The organism is Erythrobacter sp. THAF29 (genome assembly GCF_009363635.1).
Lineage (GTDB): Bacteria > Pseudomonadota > Alphaproteobacteria > Sphingomonadales > Sphingomonadaceae > Erythrobacter.
Map to the genome: position 1 here is coordinate 2,904,675 of NZ_CP045392.1, position 15,722 is coordinate 2,920,396.

General features: G+C 59.4%; 13 protein-coding genes. 9 read left to right on the forward strand and 4 right to left on the reverse strand.

All coding sequences use genetic code 11. The features are described 5' to 3' along the window. Window positions 1-4 precede the first annotated feature (4 nt). Entirely contained in the window at window positions 5-610 is a 606-nt protein-coding gene (locus FIU90_RS14050; protein ID WP_152435343.1) for a hypothetical protein, read from the reverse strand. A 185-nt stretch (window positions 611-795) separates the two neighbouring features. On the opposite strand from FIU90_RS14050, the gene FIU90_RS14055 reads away from it, so the two are divergent. Both FIU90_RS14055 and FIU90_RS14060 read left to right on the forward strand, forming a co-directional pair. After that, complete coding sequence (locus FIU90_RS14055) at window positions 796-1,305, forward strand: hypothetical protein (protein WP_199799338.1); 510 nt, start codon at window positions 796-798, stop codon at window positions 1,303-1,305. Window positions 1,306-1,307: 2 nt separating this feature from the next. Then, complete coding sequence (locus FIU90_RS14060) at window positions 1,308-2,489, forward strand: hypothetical protein (protein WP_152435344.1); 1,182 nt, start codon at window positions 1,308-1,310, stop codon at window positions 2,487-2,489. Here the strand turns inward: FIU90_RS14060 and FIU90_RS14065 are convergent. Then, a complete protein-coding gene (locus FIU90_RS14065) occupies window positions 2,482-2,976 on the reverse strand; it encodes an ECF-type sigma factor (protein WP_172970279.1) in 495 nt (164 codons plus the stop codon). The genes FIU90_RS14060 and FIU90_RS14065 overlap by 8 nt on opposite strands. Before the next feature lie 205 nt (window positions 2,977-3,181). Here FIU90_RS14065 and FIU90_RS14070 point away from each other — a divergent pair, with 205 nt between their 5' ends. After that, window positions 3,182-5,578, forward strand: a complete 2,397-nt coding sequence (locus FIU90_RS14070) for a serine/threonine-protein kinase (protein WP_152435346.1) — start codon at window positions 3,182-3,184, stop codon at window positions 5,576-5,578. 84 nt (window positions 5,579-5,662) lie between these two features. On the opposite strand, the gene FIU90_RS15800 is transcribed toward FIU90_RS14070, so the two are convergent. Both FIU90_RS15800 and FIU90_RS14075 read right to left on the reverse strand, forming a co-directional pair. Next, a complete protein-coding gene (locus FIU90_RS15800; protein ID WP_255478516.1) occupies window positions 5,663-5,797 on the reverse strand; it encodes a hypothetical protein in 135 nt (44 codons plus the stop codon). Window positions 5,798-6,225: 428 nt separating this feature from the next. Beyond that, window positions 6,226-7,296 carry an endo-1,4-beta-xylanase gene (locus FIU90_RS14075; RefSeq protein ID WP_152435347.1) on the reverse strand — a complete coding sequence of 357 codons (1,071 nt, stop codon included), beginning with the start codon at window positions 7,294-7,296 and terminating at the stop codon, window positions 6,226-6,228. A 170-nt stretch (window positions 7,297-7,466) separates the two neighbouring features. On the opposite strand from FIU90_RS14075, the gene FIU90_RS14080 reads away from it, so the two are divergent. From FIU90_RS14080 to FIU90_RS14105, 6 genes are all read left to right on the forward strand, one after another. Then, window positions 7,467-8,243 carry a hypothetical protein gene (locus FIU90_RS14080; RefSeq protein WP_152435348.1) on the forward strand — a complete coding sequence of 259 codons (777 nt, stop codon included), beginning with the start codon at window positions 7,467-7,469 and terminating at the stop codon, window positions 8,241-8,243. Between the two features lie 46 nt (window positions 8,244-8,289). Continuing rightward, window positions 8,290-9,291 carry a UDP-glucuronic acid decarboxylase family protein gene (locus tag FIU90_RS14085; RefSeq protein ID WP_152435349.1) on the forward strand — a complete coding sequence of 334 codons (1,002 nt, stop codon included), beginning with the start codon at window positions 8,290-8,292 and terminating at the stop codon, window positions 9,289-9,291. A 34-nt stretch (window positions 9,292-9,325) separates the two neighbouring features. Next, window positions 9,326-10,783, forward strand: coding sequence for a glycosyltransferase family 2 protein (locus FIU90_RS14090; RefSeq protein ID WP_199799339.1), 1,458 nt, complete (start codon window positions 9,326-9,328; stop codon window positions 10,781-10,783). Window positions 10,784-10,812: 29 nt separating this feature from the next. Continuing rightward, window positions 10,813-11,949: an NAD-dependent epimerase/dehydratase family protein gene (locus FIU90_RS14095; protein ID WP_152435351.1), complete on the forward strand. Its 1,137-nt coding sequence runs from the start codon at window positions 10,813-10,815 to the stop codon at window positions 11,947-11,949. A gap of 224 nt (window positions 11,950-12,173) precedes the next feature. Continuing rightward, the gene (locus tag FIU90_RS14100; RefSeq protein WP_234029540.1) at window positions 12,174-14,708 is read left to right on the forward strand and encodes a glycoside hydrolase family 3 protein; all 2,535 of its coding nucleotides are present in this window, start codon (window positions 12,174-12,176) and stop codon (window positions 14,706-14,708) included. A 4-nt stretch (window positions 14,709-14,712) separates the two neighbouring features. Continuing rightward, window positions 14,713-15,717, forward strand: coding sequence for a cupin-like domain-containing protein (locus FIU90_RS14105; RefSeq protein WP_152435352.1), 1,005 nt, complete (start codon window positions 14,713-14,715; stop codon window positions 15,715-15,717). Window positions 15,718-15,722 lie beyond the last annotated feature (5 nt).

Here is a 15,722-nt window from a genome sequence, read left to right on the forward strand (position 1 = left end):
ATCTTTACGCCTTTTTCCATTTCTTTTCAGCGAAGTAACGCCATGTGTGATAGCCAATCACGAAGACCACCACGATGCATCCGATCGTGTGTTCTCGCAGCAGGTATTCGAGCCTTCCGGCGGTCCCGGCATCGGCGAGATATCCGTCGAGGCGTTTGACCCCGAAGATCGCTCCGGAGAATCCGGTCAGCAGGGTGAAGATCGACATCAGGAATGTCGCGGCGGACGCGATCCGTTCGCTCCATGCCACCGGACCCTTTGCCGCCTTCAGCGCAGCGAGCGCCTCTTCCTTCTCGCGGTCATCGAGGCTGTCCTCGTGGCGCTCGCCTGCCTTGATCGCCTCCTTGCGTGCCTTCTCATCGACCTTCAGGAAATCAGGCTGGGCCTTCTTCCTCTTCTTGGCCGTCGAAGCGATGGTGAGGTTATAGGCCCGTCGCCGCCACCAGCCGATCAGCGACAGGATCACCCACACGATCGTCAGGCCGATCGTGATCCTGAACATCATGTCGATCATCGGCCAGGCATCAGGAGGGATCTGTTCGAACACCTGCTCGGCGCCTTGCTGCGCGGCCCTGAGGCCCGCCTCTGCTTGATCCTGGATTGAGCTCAAAACACCCTCCAATCCTCTAAAAACGGAATTTGCCTTTTAATAAAGACAAGTCATAACGCGCTACGAAACAGTATTCGTAGTCCTTACAATCAATATTTTTTTGACCCTGTTCTCGGATATTTTCCGCCTATTATCGTATCGAGAGCCATTTTTATCGGCTTCCTGATCTGAATAAGGAGGGAAAAATGTCCACCCCGGTTACGTCACAGAACATCGAAGCTCTCAGTGAGAAAAGGCGCAGGAAGTCAGGAAACCGGCTCAAATTTTTTTCGGACGTCTTCCCGTACCTGCTGGTGCCGGTCGTCGTGTACAGTCTCATCGCGGCGTTCTCAGGCGACGTGACCAGCGCGAACCAGCCTGGGATTCAATCGACGCTCAACGCATCTGCCTTTGACATTCCGATGCTGAGCGGGGCGTTGCTGCGGATCACCTGGGGCGAGCTGATGGTGATCTTCGCGGTCGTGTTCCTGTTCATCGAAGTCATCAAGTCGACCAACACGGCATCGGCGGGAATAGTGAACCACATCCTCTCGATGGTGCTGTTCGTTCTGTGCCTCATGCAGTTCCTGATGTTTCCGAGCTTTGCGACCGGCACATTCTTCATCATCACGGCGATGGTTCTGGTCGATGCGCTTGCCGGTATGGTCGTGACGATCATCTCCGCCCGCCGCGACTTCGGCGTGGAAGGGTTCTGATCATGCCTACGCTTAAGTCCTTCTTCCGCCTCGCAACCTGCGCACTGGGCGCTGCGCTGCTGGGTGGATGCGCGATGTCGCAGCAGCTGAGCCAGGTCGCTGTCGATCACAACCGCATGGTCGCCAAGAGCGCGAACGAGCTGGCATTGCTCAACATCGTCAGGGCAAGTCGGCGTTATCCGCTCCACTTCACCGCCGTGACCGAGGTGAATGGAAATGCGCGGATCGCGCTCGATGCAAGGCTCGGAGTGGCTCTCGATCCTGGGTTCAACCCCGAGACGGCCGCGACCGGCGCCGCGATTTCGACCAGCCCGAATTTCAGCGCCAGCGTTCTTGCGACCGACAAGTTCCAGCGGGGGATCCAGGCGCCCATTCCGACGGAGCTTGTGGCCTATTATCTTGACGAGGGCTGGCGCGACGAGCTGATCATGGCGCTGATGATCGAACGGGTCGAGGCATATCGCTCACCGCAGGACACCGAGCCGGAGTTTACAATTGTGAACGCCTCCGATGGAAGAGGGGACTTTGCAAAGCTGATTTGCACCTACGGGCTGCGGTCCATGCCGACATCGTCATCGGTCCCGCTTGCGCGATTCAACGACCTGATCGACGGCGCCAGGATGGCAGACAGCGGAACCTCGAGCGCCGATCGGCGCAAGGAGATTACCAGCCTCCTGGACCTGCTCGCCAAGGACGGCGTCCGGCTGACCGGAGACACCTTGGTGATAGAGGGATCGACCAACGCCGTGCGGCTCGTAAAACGTCAGAACACTAAGTGCGCGGGTGTCGAGGCGCCTGCACGCCTGGCAGATCGCACCCTCCGTGTCCGGTTCCGCTCGACGCTGGGCCTGATCTATTTCCTCGGCGAATATGCCCGCGCAAGCGAGGAATATGGAGCGGAGGCAGTCTACCAATTGCCCGCCTGCAACGATCCCTGCGATCTCGAAACCGCGCTCACCCGGCCGATCATTTCGCTTCGCAAAGGCCGGGGAGAGAGCCTCGTCGAAACCAGTTTTAGGGGTACGCGCTATTTCATCGGTGCGGACGAGGATGCGCCCGATCCTGCCAGTGGGAAGGCGAAAGCCCGCGGATTGCAGGTGATTGCCCTCGTGCAGCAATTGGTGAACCTGCAGAAGAGCTCCGACACCCTGCCCACATCGCTGAACCTGACTGGCATCAACTAGGCGAAAGGCGGGTGTGGAGCCAAGCGCGCGTAGCGGCCCAGCGGCGCTTTACGGTTGCGGGCGACAAATCTGTCACCTCTGCAATTTCTTCGATCGTCATGCCGCCGAAGAACCGCATCTCGACCAACTTTGCGCGCTGCGGATCGAGTTCGGCGAGGTCTTCCAGCAGCAGATCGAGCGCGATCAGATCTAGCGGGGGATCTTCGGCCATCCCGGTCATCAGCGTGACTTTCTGATGCGAACGCTTGTCCGCCTGCTTGCGTCGCGCATGGTCGATCAAGACTTGCCGCATGACGTGCGAGACGAGCGCAAGCACTCGCGCCCGGCCAAGTTCTTCGACGCCATCGATCTTGAGTATCCGAACGAAGGCCTCGTTCACGAGGTCCTGTGCGGCGAGCGAGCAATTGCGCTCGCCCGACAGCCTCGCCGCTGCAATTCGCCGCAGGTCAGGATCGATCGCGCGGAGCAAACCCTCGTCAATCTGCATGCCCGCTCCTTGGAGCAGCAGCCCCGCCCCCGGCGATCGTTCGACCGGAAAGACCGGACACGATCCATGAAAAAACCAAAGAATCCAGCGCGAAAGGAATGCCGATTGCCCCCAACCTTTAATGCGCCCTGCCCTTTTGATACCATTAAAAGAAAAGACAGCAAACGGGCCGCGGCACGACAAGAACTGCATTTAGGGGAATGCAATGATTGACGCCCAGCTCGATGTCGAGGCAATGGCCTTGCTTGAAAGAGCCCTCATGCGGCCGAAGGAAACGCGTGAAAAGTGGATCCGGGAGCAGACGGACCGCTCTCCCGAAGTTCTGGAGCGCGCAGCCATCCTGCTTAAGGAAATGGGCTCGGCCTCCAGCAGGATCTCGACAGGCGCCCCCGGCGAAATAGACGCAGACGCGAAGGCACCCGAACGCATCGGCGTCTACCGGATCGTGCAACTGCTTGGACGCGGCGGCATGGGCGCGGTGTTCAAGGCGGAGCGTGACGCGGGCGATTTCGAGCATGTCGTTGCGATCAAGCTGGTGCGCTCTGGCATACTTTCGCCCGAACTGGTGGAGCGCTTTGAACGCGAACGCCAATTGCTCGCAGGGCTTTCCCACCCGGGAATTGCACGCCTGTATGACGGCGGCACGACCGAGGACGGCGCGCCCTATATCGTCATGGAGTTCATAGACGGCGTCCCGATCGACAAGTGGGTCGAGCAGGAGAAGCTCGATCGCCGTGCGCGGATCGAGCTAATGATCGCGGTTTGCGAAGCGGTGTCCTTCGCGCACCAGAACCTTGTCATTCACCGCGATTTGACCCCTAGCAATGTGCTTGTGACGCAAGACGGCGTTCCCAAGCTCATCGACTTCGGCATCGCCAAGCCGCAGGACGACAGCGGCCTCGAGGCGCAAGGCTCATCGCTCTCGCAACTGAGCCTCACGCCGGGATTTGCCGCACCCGAGCGCTACAAGGGAGCGCCCGCAATGACGCTGAGCGACATCTATTCGCTCGGCAAGCTCCTCGAAGCGATCGTACCCGGCGCTGGCGACGACCCGGACCTTTCCGCGATGATCGCAAGGGCCACAGCGGAGGAACCGGGAGAGCGCTACGTCACGACCAACGCCCTTGCGACGGATTTGCGGAAGTATCTCGCTGGCTTTCCGGTCAATGCACGCCCGGCCAGCAACGCTGTGGTGGCGCGCAAATTCTACGAGCGGAACCGTTTGCCCGTGATTGCGAGCATCATCGGTCTCATGGTGCTTTTCGGAGCGCTTCTGGTGGCAGCCGGAGCCTATTTTAGAGCCGAGTCCGCGCGCGCCGCAGAGGCAACCCGCGTGGTCCAACTTCGCGAACTCGCGAACTACATGCTTTTCGACCACAACGAGGATCTTGCCCAGGTTATCGGCAATGGCGAGGCGAGATCGGACCTTGTCGACAAAGCGCAATCCTATCTGTTGACACTCTCGGAACTCAGCGAAGGCGACCCTTCCCTGAAAATCGACACCGCTTTCGGATTTATCGAACTCGCTCGTATCCAGGGGGTTTCCGCGCAGCCCAATTTCGGCGAACACGATCTCGCCAAAGCGAACCTCGACAGGGCCGAAACACTACTGAAGCAGGCCGGCGGTGCGTCAACTCCGCAGGTTGCTGCGGGCATGGCGCGACTCAATGCTTATCGCGCGTTGATCCAGATGCATGCCGAGAGCGATATGGACGCGGCGCAACAGGCCATTTCGTCAGGGCTTGCACAGTTGGACGCAACGCCTCGTGCTGTTCGCGATGCAGCATGGCACACAGCGCGCAGCGACATACGGCGTGCGCAGATGGAAGCGGCCGATCTCGAAATGGCCGGAGGCGAATTGGGCAAGCTCGTCGATATGTTTCAAAGCGAACTCGATAGCTGGCCGTCCGACCTTTCGAAGTCCGAACGCGGGGAGATCGACCGGGCGCTTGGCCAATATTATCTCGCCACGCATTTCTCCTATGGCGAAGCGCTCGATCCTGCCCGAAGTCTATCGGAGTATCGCAAGTCCGAACAGCTATTCGCCCGGTTCCTGAAGGAGCGGCCGAACGAACCCTACGCCCTCTATTGGCGAGCCTGGAACGCGTATTACGGCCATGCGGTTGCTGCGCAGAATGATGACCTTCCCGAAGCGAGCAGGATGCTCGACCAGGCGCAAGAGACTATCGCTCAGCTGCGGCTGATCGAAGAAAGAGACGAGTCTCTGGCAAGATTTTCCGAGCTCTTGCGCGAAGCGCGCGCCGATCTCGATGCCCGCATGGGTCGCTTCGATCTGGCTATCGCCGGTCAGCAGGCCATCGTGGACGAACGTGCGGCGATTGCAGCGGAACATCCCACCTCCAGCCGGAAGAGCGACCTTGCCTACGGCCACGTTGTCCTCGCGGACATAGCTCGCCGGGCGGGACGCAGAAACCGCGCCTGCGAAAGCTATGATGAAGCCGAGAAATACATGGGCGAAGTGGATGATGCCGGCGACCTGCGCGGGTATGTCGCCAATCTGAGATCGGGTGTGAAGGCCAATCTGGCGCGGTGCAATAGCGGCCGCGGAGTTGCGACCTTTACCGGCACTGGCGAAGAGTGACGCCTCCGCCTGCATCGACCCCACAGGTACCAATAAGTACGCGACGGCTAGTATGGCGCATTCCAATCGCCGATGACGGAGTATTCAGATGCGTGCCATCGTACGACCAATTCGTGAAAACAGGATTCTTCCCGATGGCTTGAGCTTCATCGCGCTGTCGAAAGGCAGGCCTCTGTTCAACCGGATTGCGTCCACCACGCCGCGATCGTGCGCGGCCATGGCCTCCTCGTCACGTCCCTGAAGCCAACTGTGTCGATCGCTGGGCCACAGGTTGCCGTACTGGCCAAGGCGTTGCAGCCGTGGACGACATGCAGCAGCGAAGAGAAGTAGTCGCCAACCTTTGCGTCGCGTTGCTACTCCGGCGAACCGCTGTTCGATCCGAGCACATCTACTTCCATGAGCGCGATCTCCCACCCGTCGCTGCGAGATCTTCAAACAGACGCGCCAGGCGGCTGTGCCGCACTGAACGCCGTCGGCAGTATTGCCGTTCCGGCCTGGATCGACCGCCGTGTCAGCATCGGTTGCGCGCTTCAAAGATCCGTTCTGGACCGGATGGATCATAAACCCTTTGAAACGCGATTCCGGACGTGGTTGTCGCGATTTCAACCATGTCATTCCCCGGAGACCTAGAGGGTCGCGCCCCTCGCTCAGCCCATCCGTGCCAAGGCCCGATTGATGACATCAAACATTGGTTTTTCGCGCAGATCGCTATCGAGGGGGAGGCCGCGATTGAGCCCTGCGCTGATGCTATGTGGATGCAGCCAGGAATAGCGATCCGTCAGCCCCCAGCAGGTGATGCTCGACAACGCCGGCGATGCGGTCAGAACGTCGAGCAATCGTTCGACAGCCTGAGCAACCCGGTGGTCTCGTTCTTCGACGGGGATGGCAACCTCGTCTTCCAGAACGTCGAGTTCGCTGACCCTGATTTTCAGACCCAGCTCTGCGATATGGTCGATGAACTCGGCAAGTAATGCAGGATCGATTTGTGTGCGCGACAGGTCGATATGGCCCTGCAACCCGATGCCGGTGATCGGCACACCGCGCTCGACATTCTCACGCAGGACCCGAAGTGCGACTGCACGCTTGCGCCCAGCCTGTTCGCTCGCATCCAGCAACCCGAATTCATTCAGGTAAAGATCGGCATGCGGCGCGATTGCGCGCGCTTCCCGGAATGCGATTTCAATGTATTGCGGGCCGAAGGCTTCCAGAAAGCAGGATGGACGCAGACCATCTTCGCGGGGGCCAACAAGAAACGGTTCGTTGATCACGTCCCAGCTGTCGGCGATGTCGAGAAAATTGGGCATGATTGTTTCGAAGAAGCGCCGGACGATCGACCAGTCGCGCTGCTGCAGGATTTCCTGAATGGCCCAACCGGGGGCCCCCTGATGCCAAACCAATGCGTGCCCGTGCACTCGCAGGCCATTTGCCCGGGCAAATTCGGCCAGCTGGTTTGCCGGGCGCAGGAAAAGATGGCCGCGCACGACCTCGACGAAATTCCACTTGAATTCGAGTTCGGGCACCAGCGTGTCGCAATAGCGAATGAGCCGATCGCGATATGTCTCGTCGACAAGGATGTGCCGGGTCTGAACCGCTGCTCCGAATTTGGCACCACTGCGACCGGGCATCGCGACGGAACCGCCGGGACTGCATGCTGCGACCGCTCCAGCGGCCAATGCCTTTGCGACCGTTCGGCGGCTGATTCGCGGGTGGTCTGTCAAATTGCCTCTCCCTGAGCCGTAGAGCAGAGATCGGCGAAAGTCGTAATGGCTAGTACGGATTACCTAGTATTATCCGGTAATTTCAATCGGTAGGCGTGTTAATTTCCGTTTCAATTCAAAGGGTGTGCATCGATTCGATGGCTGCTCGATGGACGGAGACGGGATTATAAATGAAATCGCTGTCAACGATAATTCTGGTTGCTTCTTGCTGCGCCGCCTCGCCCGCCAGCGCGGATACATTCGTGCAGGAAGAAGGCGAAGGCAGGATAATCCTATCCGGAATACTGACCGACAGCTCCAAAGGCTTCGACGCCACTGGGGACGTGATCGACATCAACGATTTCGACCAGGACCAGTTCTACATCAATGGGGAGTATGGCGTCGCCGATGGGCTCACATTGATTCTCGGGACGAGTTATCGCGACGTCGATATCGAAAACGGTCCCGATACGACAGGTCTGGGATACACCGAAATCGGTGCGCGGTATCGCATTGCTGAAGGATCGAACTGGCTGATTTCCACTCAGGGCCTGGTCCGTATTCCGGGTGAAGGGCGAATAGAAGGTCCCGCACAGGTTACCGATGACAGCACCGATATCGACGGTCGTATCGGCGCTGCCTACTTCGATGCAACCTTCTTCGCATCGGCAGAAGGTGGGTACCGCCTGCGCAGCGGAAACCTGCCGAATGAATTTCGCGTCGACCTTACCGTAGGGGCCAATGTCTCCGAAGAACTGCTGCTCTTGATAACCAGCACAAACACGATCTCCGACGGAGCGGGCGAAGGGCCGTTCGACGACGATTATCGCTACGGGGATGTGTTTGTGAGTGCGGCCTACCGCGTCGCACCGAATGTCCGGGTCCAGGCCGGATACACAGCGACTGTGTTTGGAAAGAACGCCCTGAGACAGCGGGGGCCGCTGGTCGGTCTCTGGTTCACGTTCTGATGATCGAAACTGCGCAGCCTATTGCCCGGAATACCGAGAGAAGACCATGATTATCTTTGACAAGAAGAAGACCAAGACCATCCTCGTCACCGGGGGCGCAGGCTTTCTTGGATCGCATTTGGCCGAGCGGCTCATCGATGCCGGGCATCACGTGTTCTGCCTCGATAATCTGCATACCGGCAGGGAGTCGAACCTCGACGGGTTGGTTGAAAGCAACCGATTGACCTTCGTCGACCACGATCTTGTCGACCCGCTCCCCAGCCTCCCGCGGTTCGATGAAATTTACAATCTCGCCTGTCCCGCGTCGCCAGTTCATTACCAGCACGATCCCGTCGCAACGCTGCAAGTCTGCTCGATCGGCGTGCAACACGTTCTCGAACGAAGTAAAGAGGACGGAGCAGCCCTGTTCCATACCTCCACCTCGGAAATCTACGGCGATCCAGAGGTTCACCCGCAACAGGAAGGCTATTTCGGCAACGTCAATCCAGTAGGCCCGCGTTCCTGTTACGATGAAGGCAAGCGGTTTGCCGAAACACTGCTCACCGATTTCTCTAAGCAACATAACGTCCGCCTGCGCATGGTCCGGATCTTCAATACCTACGGTCCGCGAATGCTGGCAGATGACGGCCGCGTGGTTTCGAACTTTATCGTCCAGGCACTCGAAGGAAGGCCGATCACGATCTATGGCGACGGGAGCCAGACGCGTTCTTTCTGTTACGTCGACGATCTGATCGACGGCTTTCTCAAGGTCATGGCTGCGGGCGATGAGGCCGAAGGTCCCATCAACCTCGGCAATCCGAACGAGATTACGGTCGGCGAACTTGCCGAACGGATTGTTGCGATGACCGGATCGAAATCCGAAATCGTGCGCCACCCGCTGCCGGTCGACGATCCAAAGCGCCGTCGTCCAGATATCTCGCGCGCGACCGAATTACTCGGCTGGGTTCCGAAAGTCCCTCTTGCCGAAGGTCTCGCGCACACAATCGAACACTTTGCGACGCCTAATGCGCGCGTACCGAAAGAGAAGGAGCTCCTTTCGCGGGTCTGATCCGCGATCGAGTGCAAATCTTGGGGCAAATGGGGTGATCAGCTTAACTTCGATCCTGGTAACGGCATTCATCGCGGTGCAGGTTCTCTACCTGCTGTGCATGCTGGTCGAAGTGTATTTCTACACCCGGCCGATCAACCGGGTCGACGTTGAGAACGCGGCGCCGCTGACACCGGATGAAACTCCCTACATCGTTCTTTTCTATCCGGTCCTCAGAGAGCTGGAAGAAACGATGCGGACGACCTTCCATTCGCTCTCTCGCATGGAGTACCCTCGCGACCGTTATTCAGTCATCGCGATACCGAATTCGAACGATTACGAAACCGTCGAAAGCCTGCGCAGGCTGCAGCGCGAATTCGATTTCCTGTCGATTATCGAAGTCCCGCCAACCACAGATCCATCCTGGCAACCGGTGTGGGATGGCTGGGAAAGCAATCCCAAGGCCTACTGGTTCCACCACGGTCCTCGCGCGGGATTTCGCGATTTGCCGCCTAAGAAGACCCGCCAACTCATCTACGCATTCTACAAGGTGCACAAGGAACGGGAGGGAGCCGACTTTCTCGTCAACTACATCGATGCCGACAGCGCGCCCGGCCCGGATCACTTCACCGCAGGCGCGATCGGAATGCGCGACTACGATGTTCTCCAGGCGACGAACATCGCAGGCAATCTCCTTCATTCGATGCCAGCAACCTGGTATGCGTTCGACCATCTTACCTGGGACGCCAGCAAGTATGCGCATCTAACGGCGAACGGCACCCATCCATTCTGGGTGCTGGGCAAAGGGCTCTTTTTCCGCGCTTCCGATCTCTATGAACTCGGCAGCTTTCATCCGTGGCTGACGATCGAAGACCCCGAGGTCGGCATGCGCTTCTGGAAGAATGGCAGGAAGCTCGGGCTCATCGAGCGGCCGTTAATCGAGGAAGTCCCCGAAACCCTCGAAAACGGGATCACGCAGCGCAAACGTTGGGTGGCGGGGTTCCTCCAGTCGCTCGACGTGCCGCTCAAGGAAATGGGATACACCCCTATCGAGCGCCTGAAGGCTTGGCTCAACTTCCTGCCGTGCCTGTCGCTTATTCTCAACGCCGTAGGCGTTCCTCTGGGAATCTGGGCCGGAGTGACGTGGTGGATGGGGACCACCCCGCTGCCCGAATGGTCGCTGTGGCTTGCGGGAGCGAATGCCGTCGCTCTCTTCACACTGTTTACCTGGTTCTACATCAATGCGTGGCGGAAGACGCGAGTGGTTCTGCCAAGCCGTTTGCAGCGGCTTTGGTACCTCATCCGGGTCAACCCGCTTTCTCTCGTAATCCATTGGTTCATCTGGATCATTCCGCTCTGGATCGGTTGGCGGATGTATCGAACCGACGGCGGGCTCGTCTGGGAGCGTACGGTCAAGATCGATGCAAACAACAAGATCGTGCGCGGCAAGCTCGGCGTGGAACACCTGCAGCCCGCAAACCAGATCGATCTCAGTCAATCGAAGGCCATGTGAAACGAAAGCAACTGTGAGGACTTAGCGCAATGGCAGACAAGCACGTACTCGTGACCGGCGGTGCAGGATTCATCGGATCCCATCTCGTCGATAATCTTCTGGAGAGGGGCTATGAGGTCACCATTCTGGATGCCCTGCTGCCGCAAGTCCATGCCGATGGGGAGCTCGATGAAGACGGTTGGCCGACCTATCTCAATCCAAAGGCCCACCGCATCAAGGGCAACCTGCTGGACGATGGTGTTTTCGAGAACGCACTCAAGGGCAAGACCCATCTCGCACATCTCGCGGCGTCGGTCGGTGTTGGTCAGAGCATGACCAATATCGTCGATTACACACGCAACAACGTCATGGTCGCAGCGATCATGCTCGAAACCTTGTCGAAAGTGCCCCACTCGATCGAGCGCATTGCCGTGGCCTCATCCATGTCGATCTATGGCGAGGGAGAGTACATGGCCCCGGACGGGAAGCGGGTCGGGGGCGCTTTGCGTGGACGCGAGCAGCTCGCCGAAAAGCAATGGGAACTGCGCGACGGCGAAAAGCAGCTAGAACCGATCCCCACTTCCGAAGAAAAGCTTCTCGAACCGGCATCGATCTATGCAGTGAACAAGCGTGACCACGAAGAGATGTTTCTGGCGGTCGGTCGTGCGCTCAATATTCCGGTCGTCGCATTGCGTCTGTTCAACGCCTATGGATCGCGCCAGGCGCTCAGCAACCCTTACACCGGGGTCGCTGCAATCTTCATTTCGCGGCTGCTCAACGATCAGGCGCCTCTGGTGTTCGAGGATGGCGAGCAAAAGCGAGACTTCGTTCATGTGAAAGATGTGGCGAACGCGTTTTCCGCAGCATTGGAAAGCGACAGGGAAATCTGGGACGTATTCAACGTGGGCAGCGGGAATGCGGTTACGGTCAACGAGATCGCCCGCACGCTCGCCAGGTTGCTGCAAAAGAACATCTCGCCAAAAATCCTCGAACAGTACCGCGTCGGCGACATTCGTCACTGCTTTGCCGACACGAAAAAGCTGCGCGAAACTTTTAGCCTTCCCCCGGCAAGAGACTTCGAGGATGGCATGGCGGAATTGATCGAATGGGTACGTACGGCACCCAAGCCCGTGGATCGCGGAGAAACGAGCTTGTCGGAGCTTCGCTCGAGCAAGCTTGTCGTCTAGACATTATTGTATCGGGTTCCGGCCTGTCCGTACGGGATTTTCTGATCTTGATGTTTTTGCGGTGGTACATGGGGCGACCAGCGACCTTCTGAACCACTCGAGCCGTCTCTGACCAACAACTTGATAGTCTCCTCGGGCAAGTTTGGCCTTGCGAGGCTTGTATGGTAGCGCTACCATGCGGCAAATTGATAACGTTCACTCGGATATCGAGTGCAGGAGGGGATATGAAAGCTGCGCAGCAGGCGCTTGTCGGATTTGTCATGCTTGCGACCGTGGGTGGTTGCGCAGGTTACGAAGTCGGCGCGAGCGGCTCCCCACCCGTTCAGGCATCTGCGCCTGTCGCGCCCCTCGATGATGGTGCCGCGACCGCCAATCCGTCGATTTGGCCCGCCTATGAATACCCGGTCCCGACCCAGCCCGACGACGAAGAGCGGATCACGGCCCTGATCGCGCGGATGACACTGCCCGAAAAGATCGGCCAGCTAGTCCAGGCCGATCTGTGCTGCGTCTCTCCGGAAGACGTGCGCAAGTACAATCTCGGCTCGATCCTCGTCGGCGGCAATAGCGGACCTTACGGAAACGATTTTGCCCCCGCTCCCGAATGGCTGAAAGCTGCGGACGAGTTTCATCTTGCCTCCGTCGACACCCAAGACGGCGGAGTGGGTATACCTGTTGTCTGGGGTACTGACGCTGTTCACGGCCACTCCAACATCATCGGCGCGACAATCTTCCCCCATAACATGGGTCTCGGCGCGGCACGCGACGTCGACCTGATCGAGAAGATCGGTGCGGCAACCGCGAAGGAAATCCGCGTCACCGGACAGGAATGGACTTTCGCCCCGACTGTCGCCGTACCCCAGGATATGCGCTGGGGCCGCGCTTATGAGGGATATTCTTCGAACCCTCAGCTGGTTGCATCCTATGTCGGAGCAATGGTCCGTGGGCTCCAGGGCCCGCCCGACAACGACAATCTTCTCGCAGGCCCGTATGTCATCGCGTCGACCAAGCACTTCCTTGCCGACGGCGGGACCGACAACGGGGTGGACCAGGGCGACTCCTCGATCTCTGAGGAGGAATTGCGCGACATTCACGGCGCCCCCTATGGCCCAGCCATTGCAGAAGGTGTCTCCACGGTGATGGTCAGCTTCTCGGGCTGGAAGGGTCGCAAGATGACCGGCAACCACTCGCTCATCACAGGAGTGCTTAAAGAGCGCATGGACTTCGGCGGTTTCGTCGTCTCCGACTGGAATGCGCACGGCCAGGTCGCTGGCTGCACCAACGAAAGCTGCCCACGTGCATTGATGGCGGGCATCGACATGTACATGGCACCCGATACGTGGAGGGCCGTATACGCCGACCTTCTCAAGCGCGCGGGAGCGGGCGAAATCCCGATCGAGCGGATCGACGATGCCGTTGCGCGCATCCTCAGGGTGAAGATGCGGCTCGGACTGTTCGAAGCCGGCAAGCCGTCGGACCGCCCCCTTTCCGGACAATACGATCTGCTCGGCGCGCCGGAACATCGCGAACTGGCGCGTGACGCCGTGCGCAAGTCTCTCGTCCTGCTCAAGAACGAAGGCGTGCTTCCCCTCGCTCCAGGCGGCAGACTGCTCGTCGCCGGTGAAGGCGCAGACGACATCGCCCGGCAATCGGGCGGATGGACGATCACGTGGCAAGGTACAGGGATCGACAACAGTCATTTCCCCGGTGCGACTTCGATCTACGGAGGCCTGGCAAAGGCCGTAAAAGCAGCTGGGGGTGAAACCGAATTGTCCCCCGACGGCAGCTTCGAGGAGCGGCCCGACGCAGCAATCGTGGTCTTCGGAGAGAAACCCTATGCCGAATTCCAGGGCGACCGCGCAACGCTTGCCCTCGATGCCGAATTGACCGGTCCGTATGAGACCATGCGCAAGCTGAAAGCGCAGGACATCCCTGTCATCGCGGTAATGATCACCGGACGTCCGCTCTACGTGAACCCTGCGCTTAATGCGGCCGATGCATTCGTCGTTGCGTGGCTCCCGGGCAGCGAAGGTGAAGGGATTGCCGACGTACTGATAGGCGATGCGCAAGGCGAGCCACGGTTCGATTTCAGCGGGAAGCTGCCTGCAGCATGGCCGAAAACGCCAGACATGTCCGATGGCGCGCTTTGGGAATTCGGATACGGGCTCTCCTATGCTGAAGGTTCTGCGCCGTGGCGAGAACTCGCCGAAGTCGATGCGGGCGAAATCGCGGGAGACAGCCGGCTCTGGTTCTCCGCCGGTTCGCCAGCCGCGCGCTGGTCGCTGCTCGTCGAGGGAGATGGAACAGCAGACCAGACCCGTATCACAACTACGCCGGCAGAAGCGCTCGGCGGCCGCGTCCGCGTTACGGCGGAGAACTTCATCGTGCAGGAGGGCGCTCGGCGGTTTGCGGTCAGCGGCGGTCCCGCCTCGGTGGCCCTGCGAAATTTCGACCCGGTCAATCTCGATCGTGAAACGAACGCCGACGTGCTGCTCCTAGTAACGACCCGCATATGGTCGGCGCCGCAATCCGCAATGCTGGGTGTCGCCGGAGACGAAACCCGTGCCATGATACCAATTGATCTGGCTGAGACCCATGGATTTGTGAGGTATGGAGTCCCGCTCAAATGCTTCCGCGATCGCGGAGCCGACATGACCAACCTGACCATGCCGTTCGTGCTTTCAACCGAAGGTGCGGCCGATTTCGCTATAGGCGAAGTGAGGCTCGGCACGGATGCGGAGGTTGTCCTGCCCTGCGACTGAGACGATGACGCCGATCAAGGAAATCGAACCATGCACCGCGCCGGAATTCGAGCGCGAGGTGCGTGCTTCCTTTCAGCCGGTCGTGATCCGAAATCTTGCCGGGCACTGGCCAATCGTAGCGGCGGGAAAAGACGATCCAGCGGCCGCGCTCGACCAGATCGAACGTTTCGATAGTGGGCAGGACACGGATATCATGGTTGCTCCGCAGTCCGAGCGCGGTCGCTTTTTCTACCGCGAAGATATGGCGGGGTTCAACTTCCGCCGTGAGCGGCTGACGCTGTCCGGACTTGCGCAGCACCTGCGCGAAATTGCCGACCACCCGGAGCCGATCGGCATCTATGCGGGCGCCACATCTACCGCGACCCACCTGCCCGGCTTCGATGCCGCCAATCCCCTGCCGCTGGTCGAGGGTATGGGCGCGACACCGCGTGTATGGCTTGGCAATGCTTCGCAAGTGGCAACGCATTTCGACCTGTCAGACAACATTGCGGTCGTGGCAGCGGGAAAACGCCGCTTCACGCTCTTCCCGCCGGAGGCGACGAAAAACCTCTATGTCGGGCCACTCAACATAACGCTCGCCGGCCAGCCCGTCAGTATGGTCGATCCGCTCGATCCCGATCTCGGACGCTACCCGCGCTATGCCGCGGCGCGAGAATTGGCCCGGACCGCAGAACTCGAACCGGGCGATGCGATCTACATTCCGACCCTCTGGTGGCATCATGTAGAGGCCAGCGAGCCAATCAATGTGCTCGTGAACTACTGGCACAATGACGCGCGCCATGGCGGCGGTTTCCTCGCGCTCGTCCACGCCATGCTGGCAATCCGCGACCAACCGCCGGGACAGCGCGAGGCGTGGCGCGCGTGGTTCGATCATTTCGTGTTCGGGGAAGACGCCGCCCATGCAGCGGACCACCTTCCTCCGCACGCAAAGGGGGTCAACGGCCCCTCCTCACCCGAACGTGACGAGCAGATTCGCCGGTTCGTCGTGCAAGTCCTGTCCTCACCCTGAAATCT